The following is a 22,616-nucleotide window of genomic DNA, read 5'->3' on the forward strand; positions in this document are numbered from 1 at the left end:
CCGCCACCGCGGGGGTGCGGCACCCGTGTCCGGGCGCCCTGCGGCCCTCGTCTCCGAGGACCGCGCGGCCCCGTTGCCGAGGCCTGCCGCGACCTCCGCGGTGCAACGGATCAAAGCACGGTCGCGGCGCACGCATCCAATCAACCAAGGCTCTCACCTGCGGACTTGAGCACGGCGACGGCCCAACCGTGCAGGCGTGCGCACGTCTCGACAGCCAGTTCTTCACATGCTGCACGGCATCGTTCCGTCCCCGGCCTTGTGGACCCGCGGCCGAAAGGGACAGTCCCCCCGCAATCGCGCGCGGGGGGCGCGCGACTGTGCAGATCCACCCTCCGCCGTGACGTGCCTGCGTATTCGATGTGCAGATTCCCTGAAGCAGGGATTCCGTTCCCGTTCGTAGACGTTCCGTCATCGAGTGGTGGCGGAGCGTGTCGTTCAGCCCAGAAGTGCGTACACGGTGCTCGCGCGTGCCGCGATCTCCCCGGAGCCCTCGGCGGTCATCGTGATGTCGGCGAAGGCCATCCGGCGGCCGAGCTTGGTGAGGACCGCCTCGACCAGCACATCGGCATCCGTGACCGCGCGCTGGAAGCTGGTGGACTGCTGAACCGTCGTCATGGGGACGAAGGCGCCGCGGGCGGCGGACACCGCGATCACGGTCGCCGTGTCGGCGGCGGCCATCAGGGCCTGCCCCGACAGGGAGCCGCCCTCCCGGGAGAGCCGGGTGGACCAGGGCAGCCGCAGTACCGCGCGGCCCTCGGTCAACTCCGTCACCGACAGGCCCAGATCGAGCACCCAGGGAGCGAAGTTCGCGGAGAGGATCCTGTCGGCTTCTGTGAGGTTCAGCGTCATGCGAGGCATTGTTCCCCGCTCACTCGGCGTGAGGGCCCGATTGCCTCGTAATTGCCTGCCTTTGGTCGAGTCAACTCCTGCTTTTCTCAAACCCAGTTGAACAGCCCACGCGGCTCGCGCGTATCAACAGGCATCCAGGCGCCCCCCCAGTCAGCCGCCGGACGGTGGCCTCGGCCCCGTCCCCAGGAGGTCAAAGAGTTGAGTCACAAAAGGATTCCCAAGCGCAAGGCCGCGATCGCTGTAGGCGGTGTTGCGGCGCTCGGAGCGGCAGCCCTGCTGCTGCCCAACGCCAACGCCTCGCAGACCGACGCGAAGGACGCCGCTCCCAAGACGCTGAAGTCCGCGGACGCCTCGGATCTGGCCTCCCTCATTGCCTCCCAGATCGGTGAGGCCTTCGGCGGCGCGTACTACGACGACTCGAAGCAGCAGATCATCATCAATATCGTCGGCGACAACAGCAATGTGATCAACCAGATCGAGAAGGCCGGCGCGGTTCCCCGCAGCGTCGACAACAGCTGGTCCGCGCTGCAGACCGCCGCCAAGACGCTGAAGGCCGACGCGACCATCGCCGGCACCGCATGGTCCATCGACCCCAAGACGAACAAGATCCAGGTCAGCGCCGACAGTACGGTCACAGGTGCGAAGTGGGCCAAGCTCACGTCGACCGTCGACTCGCTCGGCTCCGGCGTGGCCACGGTCAAGAAGTCCGCCGGCACCTTCAAGCCGTTCGTGTCGGGCGGCGACGCCATCTTCGCCCAGACGGACGCCGGCGGTGTCCGCTGCTCCCTCGGCTTCAATGTCACCGCGAGTGACGGAACTCCGGCCTTCCTGACCGCCGGGCACTGCGGTGTCGCGGCCAAGCAGTGGTCGGACTCGCAGGACGGCCAGCCGATCGCGACCGTCGACCAGGCCACCTTCCCCGGTGCCGGCGACTTCTCCCTCGTGAAGTACGACGACCCGGCCACCCAGGCGCCGAGCGAGGTCAACGTCGGCAACGGGCAGACCGTCCAGATCGCCCAGGCCGCGGAGGCCACGGTCGGTCAGGAAGTTCTGCGGATGGGCAGCACCACCGGTCTGCACGACGGTTCGGTCACCGGTCTTGACGCCACCGTCAACTTCCAGAGCGAGACCGACCCCAACGGCGTCGACACCGTCACCGGTCTCATACAGACCGACGTCTGCGCCGAGGCGGGCGACAGCGGTGGCTCCCTGTTCACACAGGACGGCAGCGCGATCGGCCTCACCTCCGGCGGCAGCGGCGACTGCACGGTCGGCGGCGAGACCTTCTTCCAGCCGGTGACGACCGCCCTGGAGGCGACCGGCGCGACGCTCGGCGCCGGTGACGCCGCAGGCGCGGGAGACGCGGGTGCCGGAGACGAGGGTGCCGGAGACGCGGCCGCCACGGACCCCGCGGCCACTGACCCGGCGGCGACCGACCCGGCCGCCACGGACCCGGCGGCCACCGACCCCGCCGCGACCGACCCCGCGGCCACGGAGGACCCGGCCGCAGGCGACGACCAGTCCGCGGACGACCAGTCCGGCAACAGCACCGGTATGGACGCCGGCTCCGGCCTGGTGACCAGCACCCCGTGACGCCGGTGACCACGAGCCACTGACCCGGCCGTGCCGTTCCACTACGGTCCGGTCGGCAGTGGAAGGGTCCGGCCCTCCGGCGGGAGGGCCGGACCCCACCCGTGTTCCGGCACCACACAGTCGGTCGTACGCACTCAGCCGTGCGGTCGCGCCCGCAGCAGAAGCAGCGCGACGTCGTCGGGTCGCTCCTGCGGTGTCGCCCCGCCCTGCTCGACCAGGTCGTCGGCCAGTCGGCTCAGCGGCTGCCCGCCCGCTCCGGCGAGCTGCCGCCCGAGGTCGGCCAGGGCGTCCTCGATGTCGACACCGGGGGACTCGATCAGACCGTCGGTGTAGAGGACGAGCACGGAACCGGGGACGAACGGGACCTCGGTCGTCGCGTACGTGGCGGCGGAGTCGATGCCGAGCAGCGGCCCGCCGGCCAGGTCCAGCACCCGGACCCGCCCGTCCGGCCGCAGCAGCAGCGGGGGCGGGTGACCCGCGCGCGCCATGACGGCCACCTCACGCTCCGGGTCGAGGCGCAGATAGAGACAGCTCGCGAACAGCTCGGAGCCCAGGTCGATCAGCAGCCGGTTGGTGCTGCGCATGACCTCCTCCGGTGGCTGCCCGACGGTCGTGTACGCCCGTACGGCCGTGCGGATCTGCCCCATCAGCCCCGCCGCGGTCACGTTGTGCCCCTGGACGTCGCCGATGACCGCCGCGGCCAGGCCGTGCGAGGGCATCAGGTCGTAGAAGTCCCCGCCGATCTCCATGCCCTGGGTGGCCGGGAGATAGCGCGCGGCCGCCTCGATCGAGGGCAGCGAAGGCAGCGAGGGCGGCAGCAGCGCGGCCTGCAGACCGTGTGCCAGCTGCAGCTTGGCGTCGTAGAGCAGGGCCCGCTCCAGGGCCTGCGCGATCAGACCGCTCAGGCTGGTCAGCACCGCGCGCTCGTCCGCCGGGAAGGTGTGCGGCTGCGCGTAGGCGAGGACGCAGGTGCCCACCGGACGCCCGGACGCGATCAGCGGCAGATACGCCCATGCCGCCATGCCGTCGTGTGTCGTGTTCCGGGACGGATAGAGCCGCTCCAGCTGCTGACGGGAGTCGAAGAAGGCCGGCAGGCCGGTGTTCAGGGCCTGGGTGCCCGGGGTCTGCGCGCTCAGCGGCACCCCGTGCCAACGCTCCACGATGCGCGCGTCCGCGTACCCCCGGTGACCGAGCACGTCCATACGGCCGGCCCGCGAGCCGAGGACGACCAGGGCCTTGCTGCCCACGGCGGGCGCGATCTCGTCCGCCACCAGCTGCACCACGTCCTGCACGCCCGCCGCCTGGGTGAGCGCGCCGGCCAGGCTCAGCACATGGGAGATGGTCATCAGGCCCGGGGTGGTGCCGTCGTCCGGCCGCGGCCCGGCGCGCCCCATCTCGGTCACCGCCCGGGCCCGGGAGATACGCACGCTCAGCCCGTTCGTACTGGGATAGAGACGGAACGACAGCCACTCGCCGGGCGGCCGCAACGCCACGAACGACGTCACGTGCTGGCTGATCAGCGCGGCCCGGTAGCGGTCCTCGTAGACGGGATCGTTGAGCCACGGCACCGACGCCCACAACTGGCTGCCCAGCAGTCCGCCGACCGGTACGCCGAGCAGCTCCACCGCCGCCGCGTTGGCGAAACCGACCCGCCCGTGGAGATCGAGCGCGCACAGCCCGTACGGCAGCCGAGCCACCATCCGCGCCGCCTCCACCGAGCCCAGCGTCCCGGTGGCCGCCGTGGCGGCCTGCGCCAGCAGATCGGGCTCGGGGCGGATGAGACGGTTCTGGGCCGCCGCCCGCTCCAGGCGCAGCGCGAGCCGGTCGCAGGACGCGGTGAGATGGTCGCGTTCCCGGTCCGAGAGGTCGGGGGGATGCGAGCCGGGCCAGACCACGAAGACGGCCCCGTACGTCCGCTGCGCCGTCGCCACCGGGAGGGCGGCCAGCGCGAAGGGGTAGGGCAGCACCACGGAGATCCGCGGGAAGCGGCGCGCCATGTCCTCCTCACCGCCGACCCAGATCAGCCGCCGCTCGCGCACCGCCGCGGCCACCGGGATCGGCGCGTTGAGCCCCACCCGCTCCCACGGCGCCGCGAACGCCCTGGGCATGCCCGCCATCACCGCCATCTCCAGCACGGGTTCGTCGGGCGTCAGCAGGTACACCCCGCCGGAGTGGGCGTGCACCTCCTCCAGCAACGAGGCCAGCGTCAGCGACAGCAGCGGCTGCCCGACCGGCATCGGCCGACCCGCCGGCGCCTGCTCGGACCCCTGCAAGTCGGACACGCCGACCACCTCCTCGCAGGGCCGCGCGACGGGTCTCAGGGATCAAGGCTCCCTCGTGTCGGCCCTTCCCGCACGGCGAGCGCCACGCGCGGCACGCGGTGCCGCTCATGGGCTTCGCCGCAGGCCCGACGGCCTCGGAACGGTCACAGGGGCTGCGCGAGCGCCCCGGAAGCGCTGTAATTGCGGACGTGGTCAGTGAGGGCGCTGCGGAGCGCGGAAGGCGAACGCTGCGTGCCGAACTTGCCCTCAAGACCACCACCCCGGACCTGGACCCGCGCGAACGACTGCGCCGCGTCCTCGAACAGGCGCTCGTCTTCGCCCGTGCGAGCGTCGCCGCGGTGTACACGCCCACCGGCGGCGAACTGCACCTGGCCGAGTCGGCAGGGGTCCCCAGGACGCTCTACGGGCTGCGCGACAGCTATGTCCTCACCGGCGGCGGCTCCCCCGCGGCGGACGTGCACCGCTCGGGCCGCCCCCTGTGGCTCGGTCCGGCGGACATCGCCCGCTGCGCCGAGGCCCGCCGACTCCCCTTCCAGGACTTCTGGCTGGCCGTGCTGCCCCTGCCGGACGGCGGCTGTCTGGTCGCGGCCGCCGAGCGCCCGGACGGCTTCGACGCCGAGGACCGCGACTGTCTCGCCCTGATCGCCGAGGCCTGCGTCAGCCCGCCGCCGGGCCCGGCGGCCGCCACCCACACCCCGCCCACCAGCTCGTTCGACCTCGCCATGGACACCGGGCACGTCGAGGTCGACGACGAGATGCTGGAGCTGTTCGGCCTCAGCCCGGCCGAGTTCGACGGCAAGGTCGAGAGCCTGCTGTCGATGACCGTCCCGGAGGACCTGCCCACGCTGATGTCCGTGGTGGAGGCGGACCACATGTCCATCGGCGACCGGGAACTGGAGTTCCGCATCCTGCAGCCCTCCGGCGAGCCCAAGTGGCTGCGGCTGCGCGGCCGTCTGCTGCCCGGCGGAGAGGGCCGCCCGGCGCGTCTCGTGGGCACCGTCGCCGACGCCTCCAAGCTGCGCTCCGGCGTCAGCGACGTGGCCCGCGTCCAGCGGCTCGCCTCGGCCCTCGCCACCGCGGGCACCGTCCGTGACGTGGGCCGTGCGGTGGCGGCCGCGCTGCGGCGGCCCCTGCGGGCCGACCGGATCGCTCTCGCCGAACTGGAGGGCGACCGCTTCGTCGTCACCCTCCTCGATCCGCCCGAACCGGGCGCCTGGCCCGAGCTGTGGCGCGCCGAATGGCGCTCGGAGTGGCCCGACGCGCCCGTACGCGCCATGCCGACGCTGGTGTCGGCCCTCAACGAGGGACGGCCCGTCGTCTGGCCCGCCGGGGCGCCCCTGGAAGCCGCGCTCGCCGATGTCGGCCCCGGCGGCCTCGCCGTGCTGCCGCTGCCCGCGGCCGGCGGCATGGCCGGTGTCTGCCTGATCGGATGGGACACCCCGCACGACTTCGGCTCGGACGAGCGGGCCCTGCTCACCGCGTCCGCGGGCCTCGCGGGCCAGGCCCTGATCCGCGCCCGCGCCTTCGACGCCGAGCACGAACTGGTCGGCATGCTCCAGCGCTCCCTGCTGCCGCGCCGCCTGCCGCGGCTCCCCGGCGCGGTCGCCGTCGCCCGCTATCTGCCCACCACGGCCGGCCTGGAGGTCGGCGGCGACTGGTACGACGTCATCCCGCTCTCCGACAACCACGTCGGGCTCGTCATCGGCGACGTCCAGGGGCACAACGCCCAGGCGGCCACCCTCATGGGGCAGATGCGCACCGCCCTGCGCGCGTACGCCATCGAGGGGCACCCCCCGGACGTCGTCGTCTCGCACGCCAACCGTCTCCTCATGGACCTTGAGACGGACCTCTTCGCCACCTGCTGCTATGTCGACGTGGACATGGAGGAGGGCTCCGCCTGGTACGTCCGCGCCGGGCATCTCCCGCCGGTGCTGCGCCATCCGGACGGCAGCACGGAGATCGCCGAGTCCGAGGGCGGGCCACCGCTCGGCGTCGTCAGACAGGCCGACTTCCCGATGAGCCCGCTGCGGCTCCAGCCGGGCACGATCCTGGCCCTGACCACGGACGGTCTCGTCGAGTCCGCCGAGGTCGACATCGAGGACGGACTGAACCGGCTCGCCGGGGAGCTGGCCGCGTCCGACCCCGCCCACCTCGGGATGGTGGCCGACGGGCTGCTCGCCGGCGCCAACCGCAGTGACGACGTCGCCCTCCTGCTGATGCGCTACGACGGTCTGGCGACCCGTCCGCTGCGGGAGAGCTGGACGGTCTGGCGCGTCCCGGAGGCCGTCCGGCACGCCCGCCGCTTCACCCGGCGCACGCTGCGCTCCTGGGGCGTGGCCGACGAGAAGATGGACGCCGTGCTCCTCGTCGTCTCCGAACTCGTCACCAACGCCCTGGTGCACACCGACGGCCAGGTCAGACTGGACCTCACCCTCATCAACCACCGGCTGCGGGTCTCCGTCGCCGACTCCTCACCGCGTACGCCCATCAAGCCCACCAGCATCGGCTGGGAGGCCACCGGCGGCCGCGGCATCCTCCTCGTCGAGGCGATGTCGGCGACCTGGGGCACCGTGCCGGTCAGCGGCGGCAAACAGGTGTGGAGCGAAGTCCTGCTCGACGGAGACGGATAAGGTCGTGCACCCGGCGCCCCGAGGGGCGGCGCCGACCGACACACGGGGGGTCACCGGGCATGGTGCGCACGCCTGAGCAGATCTGGGAGGACGCCGATCCGGCCGCGCGACGACTGGCGGGGGTGGCGCTCAACCCCTCCACTCCGCAGGAGCTCCTGCTGCGGCTGCTCGCCGACGGTCCGGCGGCGGTACGGATGGTGCTGTGCCGGGACCGGGCCCTGCCCGAAGCCGTGGTGGACGCGGCGATCGAGCACCCCGACACCTACACCCGCAGCTTCCTGGCCCGCAATCCCCATGTCGAGCCGGCCCGGCGGGTACGACTGGTCGACGATCCGGAGTGGTTCGTCCGCGCCCACCTCGCCGACGGGCCCAGGATGCCCTTCCGGGGCCGCCCCGAGCCGCTGCCGGACGAGGCCGTCATCCACATGATCAGTACGTACGGGAGTGACGAACTGGAGGGCTTCTTCCACCAGCAGATCTCCGCCGAACTGCGCCGGTCCATGCACACCCACCCGGATCCGAAGGTCCGCCGCTGCGGGGTCGGCGCCTGGGGCCGGCTGCCCGCCGCCGCGCGCGCCGCGCTGCTGGCGGACCCCGACGAGGACGTCCGGGAAACGGCGCTGCTGCACGCGCGGAACGAGGACCCGGTGTGGGTGGAGAGCGCGCTGCCCGCCATGTCCTGCCACACACGCACCGGCATGCTGTGCAACCAGCCGCTCACCAGAGCCGTGGTGGAGCGTGTCCTGACCGCTCCGGTCGGGGAGGGCGAGCGGGCGATGATCGCCCGCAACCCCAGCCTCCCCGCCGACGTGGTGGTCCTCCTGGCCGCCGATCCGGACCCGGAGGTACGGAAGGAGATCGCACGCCGTGCGGATCTCGGGCCCGCCGAGCGCCGCGCGCTCGCCGTGGACCCCGACCCGAAGGTACGGCTGGCGGTGTCCGTGCACCCCGCACTGAGCGAGGCGGAGCGGGCCGCGATCGACTACGAGGTCCCCATGGACCGCGGCTTCTGCTTCCGCCAGGCACCTGAGGTGCCCCGGGACCCCGAGGACGTCCGCCGGGACGCACGCTCCGCCCATCCGATGCTGCGCCGGGAGGCGGCCACGGTCCACTCGTTGCCGCCGGACCTCGTGGCACGCCTCGCCTCCGACGACGACCTCGGTGTACGCGTCACGCTCGCCCAGAACCATCCGGACGCCCCCGCGTCCCTCCTGCTGCGCAGCTTCCTGGAGTACACCGGCCCCCAGCGCGCGCACCTCATCACCCGCCCGAACTTCCCGACCGCCGGCCTGGCGGCCTTCGTCGACCACGAGGACCCTGAGGTCAGAGCCCTGGTCGCACGCGACCCCGAGACCGCGCCGGCCACCGTGGAGCGCCTCACCAAGGACCCGGACCCGGGGGTACGCGCCGCGCTGGCCCGCCATCCGAATCTCCCGCCGCCCCGCCTGGCGGAGCTCCTCGACGACGAGGAGCTGGCCCATGCGGCCGCCGCGAACCCCGCGTTGGACCTGGCGGTGATACGGCGGCTGGTGGACGGGCTCGCGGACGGTCGGCCCAGCGACTGAACGTCGACCGGTGTGCGCCGGGCGCGCCGATGTCGTCACCGCCCACCTAGGCTGGACGCCGTGCGTCTGCTCCTGATGTCCGACACCCATCTGCCCAAGCGGGCCAAGGCACTGCCCTCGCAGCTGATGGCCGAACTCCCGCTCGCCGACGTGGTCGTCCACGCGGGCGACTGGGTGGACATCGCCACCCTCGACCTGCTGGAGGAGCGGGCGCACAGGCTCGTCGCCGTCCATGGCAACAACGACGGCCCGGACCTGCGCGCCCGGCTCCCCGAGGTGGCCCGCGCGGACCTGGACGGCCTGCGCCTCGGTGTCGTCCACGAGACCGGCGCCGCCCAGGGCCGGGAGCGCCGCTGCGCCGACCGCTATCCCGACCTCGACGTCCTGGTCTTCGGCCACAGCCACATCGCCTGGGACACCACCGCCGAGACCGGCCTGCGGCTCCTCAACCCGGGCTCCCCGACCGACCGCCGCCGCCGGCCCCACTGCACGTACATGACGGCGACCGTGTCCGAGGGCAGGCTGACCGAGGTGACCCTGCACCGGCTGCCGCCCCGCACCGGGACCCCCGCGGAGGCCGACTGACGGACTCAGGTGTGCCGGCGCCGCCGTAGGCGCAGGAACAGCACCACCGCCGTGACGGTCGCGGCCACCGCGACCCCCACGCGCTTGGCGACCGGCATCCCGGCCGTGCGCAGCAGATCGATCGGCTCGGCGGGTTCGACCGGTTCCACGGGCCCGGCCCGTTCGACGGGCGGGACGGCCGAGGCCATCGGCTCGTCGTGTGCTTCCGAGGCGATGAGCCGCTCCGACAGACAGTCCGCGAACTGCCCGACCAGCTTGTCGCCCACCTCCGCCATGACCCCGCGCCCGAACTGCGCCGGACGCCCCGTCACGGTCAGATCGGTCCGCACCGACACCGCCGTGCCGCCGTCGTGTTCGCTGAGCGTGCCCGTGACGGTGGCCCGTGCGGTGCCCTGGCCCCGGGTCTCCCTGCCGTTCGCCGCCAGCACGATCCGGTGTGCCGTCTCGTCCTGCTCCTCGAAGACGGCGGTGCCCCGGTAGGTCACCGTGATCGGGCCCACCCTCACCTTCACCGAACCGGTCACGGTCTTGCCGTCGTAGTCGTCCACCGTCGCGCCGGGCATGCAGGGGGCCACCCGTTCGATGTCGAGGAGCACCCGCCAGGCATCCCGGACCGGTACGGGAACGGTGAACTCATGGTGCAGTTCCATCTCTTCCTCCTGGTGCTCCGACTCCTCCGACTCCTCCGACCCCTCCGACTCCTCCGGCTCTTTCGACTCCTCCTGTTCCTTCTGCCGCTCCGGCCGGCTCGTCGAGGTGCGGGCGCCCGGCATGGATCGCCCCGCCCGTCGCCGTCAGCGGCGTCCCGCTGCCGCCCCACCGCAGCGCGACGATCTCCGCGGCGACGGACACGGCCACCTCCTCGGGCGTACGGGCTCCGAGGTCGAGCCCGACCGGGGAGCGCAGCCGGGACAGCTCGTCGTCCGACAGACCGGCGTCGACCAGCCGTTTGAGACGGTCGTCGTGGGTACGGCGGCTGCCCATCGCCCCGATGTACGCCGCTGGCCGGCGCAGTGCTTCCTCCAGCAGGGGCACGTCGAACTTGGGGTCGTGGGTGAGGACGCAGATCACTGTGCGCGGGTCGGTCGTCGTCCCGCGCAGATAGCGGTGCGGCCAGTCGACGACGACCTCCACGCCGGCCGGGAACCGTTTCGGCGTGGCGAAGACGGGGCGGGCGTCGCACACGGTCACCCGGTAGCCGAGGAAGTCGCCGATGCGGGCCACCGCGGCCGCGTAGTCGATCGCGCCGAAGACCAGCATGCGCGGGGGCGGTGCGAAGGAGTGCAGGAAGACGGTGACGGCGTCCTCGCGGCGCTCGCCGTGCGGACCGTAGTGCCGCCGGATCGTGGCGCCCTGGGCCAGTTCGCCGCGGGCGTCGGCGGCGACGGCCACGTCCAGACCGGTCGTGCCCAGCGAACCGGCCTGCTCCCGCGGCCACACCGCGAGGGTGGCCCCGAGCGGCGCGGGCCCGCCGATCACGGTCGCCACGGTCACCGGGCGCCCGGCGGCCACCGACCCGGCCACCGCGCCGAAGGAGGGGTCCTCGTCCGGCGTCACCCTGCGCACCAGCAGGGTGATCTCACCGCCGCAGGTGAGCCCCACGGCGAAGGCGTCCTCGTCGCTGTACCCGAAGGTCTCCAGACGTGCCTCGCCGGACGTCACCACCTCCTGGGCCAGCTCGAAGACCGCTCCCTCGACGCAGCCGCCGGACACACTGCCCACGACCTCGTCGCCGGGGCCCACGGCCATCGCGGCGCCCGGGTCGCGGGGCGCGCTGCGGCTGACCGCGACCACCGTGGCGAGCCCGAAGGGGGCACCCGCCGTGTACCACCCGTTCAGCGCCGGGAGGATCTCACGCATCGCTCGCTCCTCTCACCACCGCCGCCAGCCGCTCCAGCGCGGCCGGACTGTGCCCCTCGACGAACGCGTCCACGCTCGGCAGCGCCGCCGCCATCCCCGCGGCCAGCGGCGCGTAGCCGGGGCGGGCCTTGCGCGGATTCGCCCAGATCACCCGGTGCGCGAGCCGGTGCAGGTGGCGCATCTGGTCCGCGAGCAGGGCCGGGTCGCCGCGCTCCCAGCCGTCGGACAGCAGCACGACCACCGCGCCGCGTGCCATGCCCCGCCGCCCCCACCGGTCGAGGAAGCCGCGCAGCATCTCGCCGAGCCGGGTGCCGCCGCGCCAGTCCGGGACCGCGGCCGCGAGCGCCGCCATGGCCGTGTCCGGATCGCGGTGCGCCAGCTCCCGGGTCACCCGGGTCAGCCGGGTCCCGATCGTGAAGACCTCCGTGCGGGCGCGGGCCCCGGCTCCCGCACGGCCGCCGTGCGCGCCCCCGGTACGGCCGCCGTGCAGGGCCGCGTGTGCGAACAGCAGCAGCGCGTCGGCGTAGGGTCCCATCGAACCGCTCACATCCACGAGCAGCACCACCCGGCGGGGCCGGTCCGAGCGCGCGTGCCGTCGGGGCCGTACCGGTTCGCCGCCGTGTCGCAGCAGCTCCCGTACGGTGCGCCGCGGGTCGATGTCGCCGCGCCGGGCCGGTTGCCGTCGCGCGGTGCGCCGTGCTTCGCCGCGCAGCGTGAACGCGGCCAGCAGCCGCCGCAGTCGGGCACGCTCGGCGGCCGTCAGTTCGGCGAAGTCCCGGTGGCGCAGGACGTCGGTGGAGGCGGCCAGCGAGGGCACCGGTACGGCGTCCGGGGCCCGCCGAGCCGCGCGGGGAGCGGAATCGGCGCCGCGTACGACCGCCCGCTGCCGGGGCGGGGGAGCGGGCCGGGCCGGGGTGCCCTCGGTCCGCCCGCCGAAGTAGGCCGCGAAGACCCGCTCGTAGCGCTCCAGATCGTCCTGGGCACCGCACAGGGTGAGCCGGCCGGCCCAGTACACCTGGGAGCGGGCGACGGGATCGAGAACGTCGAGCGCGCCGAGGAAGGCCTGCACCCGGTCGGGTGCGGCGTCGACACCCGCGGCGCGCAGGGCCCGCGCGAAGCCGACGACCACGGCGGTCGCGTCGATGCCCCGCCCCACTGCGGTGTCCATGGCCGGGCCCATCCCGGTCACGTCTCTCGGGCCGCGAGGATCGCCGACAGGTCGAGCCCGCGGGCCCGCTCGGTGTCCTCCCGGTACTTCAGTACGGACCCCAGCGTGGCCACGGCGAGTTCCGCGTCCACCTCGGTGGCTCCCAGCGCGTCCAGGGCCTCCGCCCAGTCGATGGTCTCGGCGACCCCGGGCGGTTTGAGCAGGTCCTCGGCGCGCAGGGCCTGGACGAGCGCGGTCACCTGTTCGGCGAGACGAGCCGCGACCTGCGGCAACCTCCTTCGTACGATGGCGAGTTCACGGCCGAACCCGGGGTGGTCGAACCAGTGGTACAGGCAGCGCCGCTTCAGCGCGTCATGCACCTCCCGCGTCCGGTTCGAGGTCAGCACGACGACCGGCGGCACCTCGGCCCGCAGGGTGCCCAGTTCGGGGATGGTGATCGTGTACTCCGACAGCAGCTCCAGCAGGAAGGCCTCGAACTCGTCGTCCGCGCGGTCGATCTCGTCGACGAGCAGTACGGACGGCCGGGTCTCCAGTGCCCGCAGGAGCGGGCGGGTGACGAGGAACCGCCGGTCGTAGAGCTCGCCTTCGAGCCGGTCGGCGTCCGTCACGCCCGCCGCCTCGGCCGCCCGCAGATGCAGCAGCTGGCGCGGGAAGTCCCAGTCGTAGAGGGCCTGCGAGGCGTCGATGCCCTCGTAGCACTGCAGCCGGATCAGCGGGGCGCCGGTCGCCTCGGCGAGGGCGGACGCCAGCGCGGTCTTGCCCACGCCCGCGTCGCCCTCGCAGAACAGCGGTCGGTGCAGCCGCAGTGCGAGGAAGCAGGCCACGGCGAGCCCGTCGTCGACGAGGTAGCCCGTCTTCTCCAGCCGGTCCCGCACCTCCTCGGGTCCGCTCACCTGGGGCACGCTCAGCTCGGGCATGCGCGCTACTCCAGGGCGGCCAGTACCGCCCGCCGCGTGAGCACCCGGGCCAGGTGCGCGCGGTACTCGGGCGAGGCCGACGGATCGGACGAGGGATGGGTGCCCTCCGCCGCCGCCTCGGCGGCCCGCGCCACCGCGCCCGGTTCGGCGTCCGCCCCGCTGAGGGCCGCCTCGGTCGCCGTGGCCCGCAGGGGAGTGGAGCCCATGTTGCTCAGCCCGATCCGGGACTCGGCGAGGTGCCCGTCGTCCCGGCGGACGAGCGCGGCCACGCCGACCACCGCCCAGGCCTGCGCGACCCGCTGGAACTTCTCGTAGTGGAAGCCCCAGCCCTCGGTCGTCGGGATCTCCACCTCCACCAGCAGTTCGTCCGGGCGCAACGCGGTCTGCAGATAGTCCACGAAGAACGCGCGGGCCGGGATCGCGCGCCGCCCCGTCGGCCCCTCCGCGATCAGCGTCGCGTCCAGCGCGAGGATCACGGCGGGCAGGTCACTGGCGGGATCGGCGTGCGCGAGCGCGCCGCCGAGGGTGCCGCGGTGGCGGATGGCGGGATCGGCGACCGTGGCGGTGGCCGCCGCCAGCAGTCCGGCGTGCCGGCGCACCAGCGGGTCGTGGAGGACGTCGTGGTGGCTGGTCATCGCGCCGATGACCAGCCGGCCGCCGACCTCGCGGACACCGCGCAGCTCCGGGATCCGGCCGACGTCCACGACGAGTTCGGGGAAGGCCAGCCGCAGCCTCAGCAGCGGCAGCAGACTCTGCCCGCCCGCCAGTACCTTCGCGTCCTCGCCCGTCTCAGCGAGGGTGCGCACGGCCTCCTCGACACTCGCGGGCCTCGTGTACTCGAACGCGGGAGGGATCATGTCGAGGCCTCCTTGGCGGCGCGGGCGGCCCCGAGGGCCTCCCAGACGCGCTGCGGCGTGCAGGGCATGACCACCTCGGTCACGCCCAGCGGGCGCAGCGCGTCCACGACGGCGTTGACGACGGCGGGTGTGGAGGCGATGGTCCCCGACTCGCCGACCCCCTTGGCACCGAGGGGGTTCGAGGTCGCGGGGGTCTCGGTCCGGGCGGTCACGAACGCGGGCAGGTCCGCCGCCGAGGGCACCAGGTAGTCGGCCATGGTGCCGGAGACGAGGTTGCCCTCGTCGTCGTACACGGCCTCCTCGTACAGAGCCTGGGCGATGCCCTGCGCGAGCCCGCCGTGCACCTGCCCCTCGACGATCATCGGGTTGACGACCCGGCCGACGTCGTCGACGCAGACGTACGAGCGGATGGTGGTGCGGCCGGTCTCGGTGTCGACCTCGACCGCGCACAGATGGGTGCCGTGCGGGTAGGAGAAGTTCTCCGGGTCGACGAGGTGCTCGGCGTTGATCGTCGGTTCCATGCCGTCGGGCAGGTCGTGCGAGGAGAAGGTCTCGAAGGCGATCTCCTGGATGGTCCTGCGCGCCTCGGGCGAGCCCTTGACGGAGAACACGCCGTGGGTGAACTCCAGGTCGTGCTCATCGGCCTCCAGCAGATGCGCGGCCACCTTCCGCGCCTTCTCGACCACCTTCCGCGCCGCGTGATGGACGGCCGCTCCGCCGACGACGAGCGACCGCGAGCCGTAGGTGTCCATGCCCTGCGGCGCCGCCCGGGTGTCGCCGTGCACCACCTCGACGTCCTCGAAGGGCACGCCCAGCACATCGGCGGCGATCTGGCTCCAGCAGGTCACATGCCCCTGTCCGTGCGGGCTGGTGCCGGTGACCACCTCGACCTTGCCGGTCGGCAGCATTCGGATGCTCGCCGCCTCCCAGCCGCCGCCCGCGTACCGCAGGTCCCGCAGCACCCGGCTGGGCGCGAGCCCGCACATCTCGGTGTACGTGGACACCCCGATGCCCAGGCGCACCGGGTCGCCGCGCTCATTGCGCTCGCGCTGCTCGGCGCGCAGCGCGTCGTATCCGAAGAGCGCGAGGGCCTTGTCCGTGGCCGCCTCGTAGTTGCCGCTGTCGTACGTCAGACCGGCGACGGACGTGTACGGGAACTCCTCGTGCCTGATCCAGTTCAGGCGCCTCAACTCGACCGGATCCAGGCCGAGTTCGACGGCCAGCTCGTCCATGATCCGTTCGATGGCGTACGTCGCCTCGGGGCGTCCGGCGCCGCGGTAGGCGTCGGTGGGGGTCCTGGTCGTGAAGACGCCGGTGCAGGTGAAGTCGTAGGCGTCCATCTTGTAGATCGCCGGGTACATGAAGGCGCCCAGGATCGGGATGCCCGGTGTGACGAGCATCAGGTACGCGCCCATGTCGGCGAGCAGGTCGACCTTGAGGCCGAGCAGCCTGCCCTCGCCGGTGGCGGCGACCTCGATGTCCTGGATCATGCCGCGGCCGTGGTGGGTGGCGAGATAGCCCTCGGAGCGCGACTCGGTCCACTTCACCGGCCGCCCCAGGCGCCGGGCGACGGCCAGGGCGAGGGCCTCCTCGCCGTACACCTGGAGCTTGGAGCCGAAGCCGCCGCCCACGTCGGGGGCGATCACCCGTAGTTTCTGCTCCGGGATCCCGGTGACGACGGCCAGCATGATCCGCAGGATGTGCGGGATCTGGGTGGACGAGTAGACGGTGTACTCGCCGGAGGCGGCGAGCGGGGTGACCACGACGGCGCGCGGCTCCATCGCGTTCGGGATCAGACGTTGCTGCAGGTAGCGGCGCTTGAGGACGACGTCCGCGCGCTCCCGTACGGTCGCGTAGTCCGCACCGGTGGCCAGCGGCCAGACATAGCAGCGGTTGGTGCCCTTGTCGGCGTGGACCAGCGGGGCGTCCTCGGCGAGGGCGGCCTCCAGGTCGAGCACCGGGGGCAGCGGTGTGTAGTCGACCTCGATCGACTCCAGGGCGTCGGCGGCGGCGTACCGGTCGCGGGCCACCACGACGGCCACCGGGTCGCCCGCGTACCGCACCTCGTCGACCGCGATCGGCGGGTGGTCGGGCAGCACGATGTCCTCGGTGACCGGCCAGGCGCAGGGGAGCGACCCCAGTCCGTCGGCGAGGTCCTGGCCGCTGAACGCGGCGACGACGCCGGGCCGTTCGAGCGCGGGGGCCACGTCGACCCGGTCGATACGGGCGTGCGCCATGGGGCTGCGCAGGATCGCCAGGTGGAGCAGGCCGTTGACGGTGATGTTGTCCGTCCAGTTGGTCTGCCCGGTGACCAGGTGGGCGTCCTCCTTGCGGGGGCGGGAGCGGCCGACCTCGCGTTCGTGTTCGGTGATCTGGTCGGTCACGGCGCGACCTCCTGTCCGGAGGCGGCGAGCACCGCGCGCACGATGTTCTGGTAGCCGGTGCACCGGCAGAGATTGCCCTCCAGGGCCTCCCGCACGTCCTGCGGACCGGGGGCCGGGTTCTCGCGGAGCAGATCCCGGGCCGCCATGATCATCCCGGGAGTGCAGTACCCGCACTGGAGCGCGTGCAGTTCGTGGAACGCCTTCTGCAGCGGATGCCACTCCCCGTCGCTGGCCAGCCCCTGGATGGTGGTCACCTCACTCCCGTCCGCCTGGACGGCGAGGACCGAGCAGCTCTTGACGGTCTCCCCGTCCAGGTCGACCGTGCAGGCCCCGCAGTTCGACGTGTCACAGCCGATCGGGGTGCCGGTCAGACCCAGGCGGTCGCGCAGATAGTGGACCAGGAGGAGGCGGGGTTCCACCTCGTCCTCGTACGTCGTGCCGTCCACCTTCACCGATATGCGGGTCATGTGCCCTCCCGGAGAGCAAGGTGAGGGGTATCAGCCATTTTACGTGCTGTGCGTCACTCTAGGACCGGGTCCCGGGAGGGGCGAGTGCTGCGGCAGGCATTTGTTGAGCGTTAATCCGTTGCCGCCGCGCGAGTCCGCCTGCTGCACTACGGGGGACGCGTCCGCCAGGAGATCAGGGAGCAGCAATGCGCACACCGCTCATGTCCACCCAGGAAGGAATCACTCCCATTTCGAAGGACATGACACCCGGTGCATATGCTCAACCTGGGAATTCTGGCGCACGTAGACGCCGGTAAGACAAGTCTGACCGAGCGGCTGCTGTACTCGGTCGGGGTCATCGACGAGATCGGTCGCGTCGACGACGGAAATACCCAGACCGATTCCCTCGCGCTGGAGCGGCAGCGCGGTATCACGATCAAATCCGCCGTCGTCTCGTTCGCGATCGACGACGTGACGGTCAATCTGATCGACACCCCGGGACACCCGGACTTCATCGCCGAGGTGGAGCGGGTGCTGAGCGTGCTCGACGGCGCGGTGCTGGTGATCTCCGCCGTGGAGGGCGTACAGGCGCAGACGCGTGTGCTGATGCGGACGCTGCGGCGCCTGCGGATCCCGACCCTCGTCTTCGTGAACAAGATCGACCGTGGCGGGGCGCGGTGCGAGCGGGTGCTGGAGAACATCTCGGCACGGCTCACTCCGGCGATCGTCCCGATGGGCGAGGTCGGCGCACCGGGCACCCGGGGCGCCCGCTTCACCCCGTTCGGTGCGGCCCTGTTCGACGAGGCCGGGCGCGGCGCGCCGCTGCTCGACCTGCTCGCCGAGCACGACGACGCACTGCTGGCCGCGTTCGTCGAGGGCCGGCTGTCGCACGACCGGCTCCGCACCGCCCTTGTGCGGCAGACCGGGGACGCCCTGCTGCACCCCGTGTTCTTCGGCTCGGCGATGACGGGCGCGGGCATCGGGGAACTGATCGCGGGCATCAAGGAGTTGCTGCCCCGCGCGGAGGGGGACGCCGACGGCCCGGTCTCGGCCACCGTCTTCAAGGTCGAGCGCGGGCCCGCCGGGGAGAAGATCGCGTACGCCCGGATGTTCTCCGGGACGCTGCGTACGCGCGACCGGCTGCCCCTGGGTGACGCCGAGGAGGCCAAGGTCACGGCGATCAGCGTCTTCGACCGCGGCGCGGCGGTGCGCGCGCCCGCCGTGGCCGCCGGGCGGATCGGCAAGCTCTGGGGGCTCGCGGACATCCGCATCGGCGACACCATCGGCGTACCGCGCAAGACGTCGGCGGACGAGCACCTCTTCTCGCCGCCGACCCTCGAAACCGTGGTCCTTCCCGGCCGGCCGGGTGACAGAGGGGCGCTGCATTCCGCGCTCACCCAACTGGCCGAACAGGACCCGCTGATCGGTCTGCGCCACGATGCCCTGCGCAGGGAGACCTCCGTCTCGCTGTACGGAGAGGTGCAGAAAGAGGTCATCCAGGCGACGCTGGCCGATGAGTTCGGCATCGACGTGCTGTTCCGCGAGACGACCCCCCTGTGTGTCGAGCGGCCGGTGGGCGGCGGCGCGGCGGTCGAGTTCAACGGAAAGGACCCCAATCCCTTTCTCGCGACCGTCGGACTGCGCATCGAGCCGGCGCCGGTCGGCTCCGGTGTGGCATTCCGGCTGGAGGTGGAACTCGGAGCGATGCCGTACGCGTTCTTCAAAGCGGTCGAGGACACCGTGCGGGAGACGCTGGCGCAGGGAATCCACGGCTGGCAGGTCACCGACTGCGCGGTCGCCATGACCCATTCCGGCTATTCGCCCCGGCAGAGCCACTCCCACCAGGGCTTCGACAAGAGCATGTCCAGCACGGGCGCCGACTTCCGGGGGCTGACCCCGCTGGTGGTGATGAGCGCGCTGCGGGCGGCGGGCACCCGGGTGTACGAGCCGATGCACCGCTTCCGGATCGAGGCTCCGGCGGACACGCTGGGCGTGCTGCTGCCCGCGCTGGCCGAACGGGGAGCCGCTCCGGAGACCAGCGGGACGCACGGCGCGTCGTGTGTGCTGGAGGGCCGGATCCCGGTCGCCCGGGTGCATGAACTGGAGCAGCGGCTCCCGGGGCTGACGCGCGGCGAGGGCGAGCTGGAATGCGCTTTCGACCACTACGCGCCGGTCGTCCGGGGCGTGGTCCCCGATCGCCCGCGTACGGATCTCAATCCGCTGGACCGGAAGGAGTATCTGCTGAACCTGACGCGCCGAGTGGGCGTGTAGAAGCTGAAACTTACTCCAGAGTCAGAAGTATTGACGCCTCCTTGCGCAACGGCGATTGTTGTGGACATGCCGAAGTTTCGCGCGCGTCTGCTCGGTGTCCTGGTACTTCTCACCGGCTTCCTCTCGGCGGCGGGCGCCCAGCCCGCCGCCGCGGACGGACTCCCCGACTCCCTGTGGTTCGACGCACCGGCGGCGGCCACTCTCACGGTCGACAAGGGCCGCTTCCTCGACGGCCTCGGCCGCGAGGTCGTCCTGCGCGGCTACAACGTCTCCGGCGAGACAAAACTCGCAGAGAACAGTGGCCTGCCCTTCGCCTCGGTCGCCGACGCCAAGAAGTCCGCGACGGCCCTGCGTGCCCTCGGCGGCGGCAACTCCGTACGGTTCCTGCTCTCCTGGGCCTACGCCGAACCCGTGCGCGGCCAGGTGGACACCGCCTACCTCGCCGCGGCCACCGACCAGATGCGCGCCTTCCTGGACGTAGGGATCCGTGTGTACCCCGACTTCCACCAGGACCTCTACTCCCGCTACCTCTTCAACACGGGCAGCTGGTACACCGGCGACGGCGCCCCCAAGTGGGCCGTGGACGCCGGGAACTACCCCAGTGAGTCCTGCGGGATCTGCCTTTTCTGGGGCCAGAACATCACCCAGAACGGGGCCGTGAAGCAGGCGCAGTACGACTTCTGGCACAACACCTACGGCCTCCAGGACGCCTTCCTCACCACGGCCCAGGCCACCATGACCTACGTCAGACAGCACCTCACCACGGCCCAGTTCGCGGGCCTGGTCGGCTTCGACCCGTTCAACGAGCCGTACGCGGGCACCTATGACTCCGGGCAGACCAGCCGCACCTGGGAGCGGGACCTGCTCTGGCCGTTCTATGTGAAGTTCCGGGCCCGGATGGACGCGGCCGGCTGGCAGAGCAAGCCCGCCTTCGTCGAAGCCAACCTCTTCTGGAACTCCAACATCGACTCCCAGAAGCAGGAGGGCGGCCTGCTGGACGCGGGCACGCTCGGCCCGCGCTATGTCTTCAACACCCACTTCTACGACCAGAAGGCCATCTCGGGCATCCTCATGTGGGGCAATGCCGAGGACGGCCAGTACGCCACCGACTTCGGGACGGTCCGCGACCGCGCCTCGGCCGCGGGGACGACGGCGATCGTCAGCGAGTTCGGCCATCCGCTGTCGGGAACGGTCGCCGGCAAGGCCCCGACCGTCGACAAGGCGATGTACCAGGCCCTCGACTCCCGCCTGCCGGGCGCCACCTGGTGGACCAGACCGGCGTCCTCCGGCCCGGTCCTCTCCGGCAACCAGTGGCAGTGGGACATCTACAACGGCCGCCATCACGAGTTGATGAACGGCAACGCGAGCAAGGTCCTCACCTCCGGTGACGCCTGGAACGACGAGGACCTCTCCGCCGTACGCCTCGACGACTCGGGTACGGCCGTACTGCGCCAGGACGCCCGCCTGCTGGACCGGGTCTACCCGAGCGCGACCTCGGGCAGCACGGTCGCCTTCACCTACGAGGACCGCTCCCGGGACGGCTCCACCACGCTGACCTGGAATCCGGTGCCCTCGTCCCTGCCGCGCGTCTCCCAACTGGTCGGATCGGGCCAGTACGGGCTGCTGCTGTGGCGCTCGGGCGGCGGCAGCGCTCCCACCGAACTCCATCTCCCGGCCTCCTTCCCGACCTCGTCCACCACCGTGGTCTCGGACCTCGGCACGGTGTACTCCCCGCCCGCCTACACCACCACGACCCCGATCGCCGCGGCCCCCGAGCCGGGCGGCACCGGCAGCCGCCGACTGCTGCTCACCGCACCGGACTCGGGGACCCTGCACTACGCGCTGGTCACGAACGGGGCGACGGCCCCGTCCGCCGATCTGCTGAGCGCGGCCCGCTCCGAACTGACCTCGTGGGCCGCGAGCGCGGTCAACTAGGCGGTCAACTGGTTGTGGGACTGGTCCAGTTCGCCTCCACATGGCCGAGGCGAACGCGCTGGGGGTGGTCGCCGACCGGTACCGACACCGTCTTCTGCCCGGTGGCGAAGTCGATGGCGGTGACCTGGTCGGCGCCGCTCTCGGAGACGATGCACTCCTTGCCGTCCCCGCTGACGGTCGCCCAGTACGGCTTGGAAGCGGGGACGAGCGGGCCCTCCCGCAGCGTCGAGCGGTCCACGACGGTCGCGTAGTCGTCCATCGTGCCCGCGACGCACAGCTTGGTGCCGGCCGGGTTCATCGAAATACCGTGGTGCCGCGAGTCGTTGACCCAGGTGGTGCGGTCCGTGCTGGTCGCCGGGTTCATCGGCAGGGTCTTCACCCGGGTGAGCCGGTCGGTGGCGACGTCGTACTCCAGGAAGCCGTTGAAGAACGACACCTGGAAGTACAGCTTGGACTCGTCGGGGCTGAAGACGGCGGGCCGGACCGCGTCGGAGAAGTCGGTGAGCCCGATCGCGTCCAGCCGCTGCCGCATGTCGATCACCTTGACCTGCTTGTAGGTGGTCGCGTCGACGACCGTGATGTGCCGGTCGCCCTTCGTCCAGTCCAGCCAGGGGTCGTCGAGCGCGGTGTTCACATCACCGATGGCCATGTTCCAGATGTACTTGCCGTCGCGCGTGAAGATGTTCTCGTGCGGCTTGTCGCCGGTGGCGAAGGAGCCGAGCTGTCTGCCGGTGTCTATGTCGAGCACATGCACGGTGTTCGCGGTCGAGGCGGAGACCGCGACGCGGGTGCCGTCCGGGGAGACCGCCATGTGGTCGGAGCGGTAACCCGACACGGGGAAGCGCCAGTTGATCCTGTCGGTGGCGAGGTCGATGGAGACGACGTCGGCGAAGCTGGGGCGCGAGACGACCACCGACTTGCCGTCGGGCGTGGAGTACATGTCGTCCACGAGCTGGTCGTGGCCCTCGCCGACGCCGTTGCGGATGGCCTGGAAGTAGATCCACTTGATGGGATCGGCGTTGATCTCCGCCATCCGGGCGTCCTTGTCCGGGACGACATTGATCCGGCCGATCTTCGCGAAGTCACCGGTGGACTTGATGACGTCCGCGGTGCCGTCCCAGTTGTTGCCGACGAACATCACTTCGCGCAGATCGGCCGCGGCGGCCTGTGCGGAGGCCACGGTCGCCGTACCGCCGAGCGTGAAGGTGAGGGCGACGGCGGCGGCGAGCGTACAGAGGTGGCCGGGTCTGAGGACAGACATGGCGGGTCCTTGT

The 22,616-nt window shown here is 72.0% G+C and carries 16 protein-coding genes; 6 read left to right on the forward strand and 10 right to left on the reverse strand.

Annotated features, from left to right (window positions below):
* Window positions 1-435: 435 nt before the first annotated feature.
* A complete protein-coding gene (locus RV986_RS48625) occupies window positions 436-849 on the reverse strand; it encodes a PaaI family thioesterase (RefSeq protein ID WP_475923498.1) in 414 nt (137 codons plus the stop codon).
* Between the two features lie 198 nt (window positions 850-1,047).
* Here RV986_RS48625 and RV986_RS48630 point away from each other — a divergent pair, with 198 nt between their 5' ends.
* A complete protein-coding gene (locus RV986_RS48630; protein WP_475923499.1) occupies window positions 1,048-2,442 on the forward strand; it encodes a S1 family peptidase in 1,395 nt (464 codons plus the stop codon).
* Window positions 2,443-2,576: 134 nt separating this feature from the next.
* Here RV986_RS48630 and RV986_RS48635 read toward each other — a convergent pair whose 3' ends face one another.
* Window positions 2,577-4,733, reverse strand: coding sequence for a SpoIIE family protein phosphatase (locus tag RV986_RS48635; RefSeq protein WP_475923500.1), 2,157 nt, complete (start codon window positions 4,731-4,733; stop codon window positions 2,577-2,579).
* Between the two features lie 179 nt (window positions 4,734-4,912).
* Between RV986_RS48635 and RV986_RS48640 the strand changes: the two genes are divergently transcribed.
* Genes RV986_RS48640 through RV986_RS48650 form a run of 3 tightly spaced genes read left to right on the forward strand, consistent with a single transcriptional unit; the run spans window position 4,913 to window position 9,504 of the window.
* A complete protein-coding gene (locus RV986_RS48640; RefSeq protein WP_475923501.1) occupies window positions 4,913-7,354 on the forward strand; it encodes a SpoIIE family protein phosphatase in 2,442 nt (813 codons plus the stop codon).
* Window positions 7,355-7,413: 59 nt separating this feature from the next.
* Entirely contained in the window at window positions 7,414-8,919 is a 1,506-nt protein-coding gene (locus RV986_RS48645; protein ID WP_475923502.1) for a hypothetical protein, read from the forward strand.
* Between the two features lie 60 nt (window positions 8,920-8,979).
* Window positions 8,980-9,504 carry a metallophosphoesterase family protein gene (locus tag RV986_RS48650; RefSeq protein ID WP_475923503.1) on the forward strand — a complete coding sequence of 175 codons (525 nt, stop codon included), beginning with the start codon at window positions 8,980-8,982 and terminating at the stop codon, window positions 9,502-9,504.
* Window positions 9,505-9,509: 5 nt separating this feature from the next.
* Here RV986_RS48650 and RV986_RS48655 read toward each other — a convergent pair whose 3' ends face one another.
* From RV986_RS48655 to RV986_RS48685, 7 genes are read right to left on the reverse strand one after another with little or no spacing between them, the layout of a single operon-like run.
* A complete protein-coding gene (locus RV986_RS48655) occupies window positions 9,510-10,154 on the reverse strand; it encodes an SRPBCC family protein (RefSeq protein WP_475923504.1) in 645 nt (214 codons plus the stop codon).
* Entirely contained in the window at window positions 10,138-11,364 is a 1,227-nt protein-coding gene (locus RV986_RS48660) for an XdhC family protein (protein WP_475923505.1), read from the reverse strand. Before RV986_RS48660 ends, RV986_RS48655 begins: the two co-directional genes overlap by 17 nt.
* Window positions 11,357-12,532: a vWA domain-containing protein gene (locus RV986_RS48665; protein ID WP_475923506.1), complete on the reverse strand. Its 1,176-nt coding sequence runs from the start codon at window positions 12,530-12,532 to the stop codon at window positions 11,357-11,359. The genes RV986_RS48660 and RV986_RS48665 overlap by 8 nt, the downstream gene beginning before the upstream one ends.
* A 17-nt stretch (window positions 12,533-12,549) precedes the next feature.
* Window positions 12,550-13,449 carry an AAA family ATPase gene (locus tag RV986_RS48670; RefSeq protein WP_475923507.1) on the reverse strand — a complete coding sequence of 300 codons (900 nt, stop codon included), beginning with the start codon at window positions 13,447-13,449 and terminating at the stop codon, window positions 12,550-12,552.
* A gap of 5 nt (window positions 13,450-13,454) precedes the next feature.
* The gene (locus tag RV986_RS48675; RefSeq protein WP_475923508.1) at window positions 13,455-14,306 is read right to left on the reverse strand and encodes an FAD binding domain-containing protein; all 852 of its coding nucleotides are present in this window, start codon (window positions 14,304-14,306) and stop codon (window positions 13,455-13,457) included.
* Window positions 14,303-16,690, reverse strand: a complete 2,388-nt coding sequence (locus RV986_RS48680) for a xanthine dehydrogenase family protein molybdopterin-binding subunit (RefSeq protein WP_475923509.1) — start codon at window positions 16,688-16,690, stop codon at window positions 14,303-14,305. The genes RV986_RS48675 and RV986_RS48680 overlap by 4 nt, the downstream gene beginning before the upstream one ends.
* Window positions 16,687-17,157 carry a (2Fe-2S)-binding protein gene (locus RV986_RS48685; RefSeq protein WP_475923510.1) on the reverse strand — a complete coding sequence of 157 codons (471 nt, stop codon included), beginning with the start codon at window positions 17,155-17,157 and terminating at the stop codon, window positions 16,687-16,689. The genes RV986_RS48680 and RV986_RS48685 overlap by 4 nt, the downstream gene beginning before the upstream one ends.
* Before the next feature lie 249 nt (window positions 17,158-17,406).
* Between RV986_RS48685 and RV986_RS48690 the strand changes: the two genes are divergently transcribed.
* Together RV986_RS48690 and RV986_RS48695 are read left to right on the forward strand one after the other, a co-directional pair.
* Window positions 17,407-19,407 (forward strand): GTP-binding protein, encoded by a 2,001-nt coding sequence (locus RV986_RS48690; RefSeq protein WP_475923511.1) that lies wholly within the window; start codon window positions 17,407-17,409, stop codon window positions 19,405-19,407.
* A gap of 66 nt (window positions 19,408-19,473) precedes the next feature.
* The gene (locus tag RV986_RS48695; RefSeq protein WP_475923512.1) at window positions 19,474-21,342 is read left to right on the forward strand and encodes an endoglycosylceramidase; all 1,869 of its coding nucleotides are present in this window, start codon (window positions 19,474-19,476) and stop codon (window positions 21,340-21,342) included.
* A 4-nt stretch (window positions 21,343-21,346) separates the two neighbouring features.
* On the opposite strand, the gene RV986_RS48700 is transcribed toward RV986_RS48695, so the two are convergent.
* Window positions 21,347-22,603 carry a YncE family protein gene (locus tag RV986_RS48700; protein ID WP_475923513.1) on the reverse strand — a complete coding sequence of 419 codons (1,257 nt, stop codon included), beginning with the start codon at window positions 22,601-22,603 and terminating at the stop codon, window positions 21,347-21,349.
* Window positions 22,604-22,616: the final 13 nt, after the last annotated feature.

It is taken from the genome of Streptomyces sp. RLA012 (assembly GCF_056270325.1).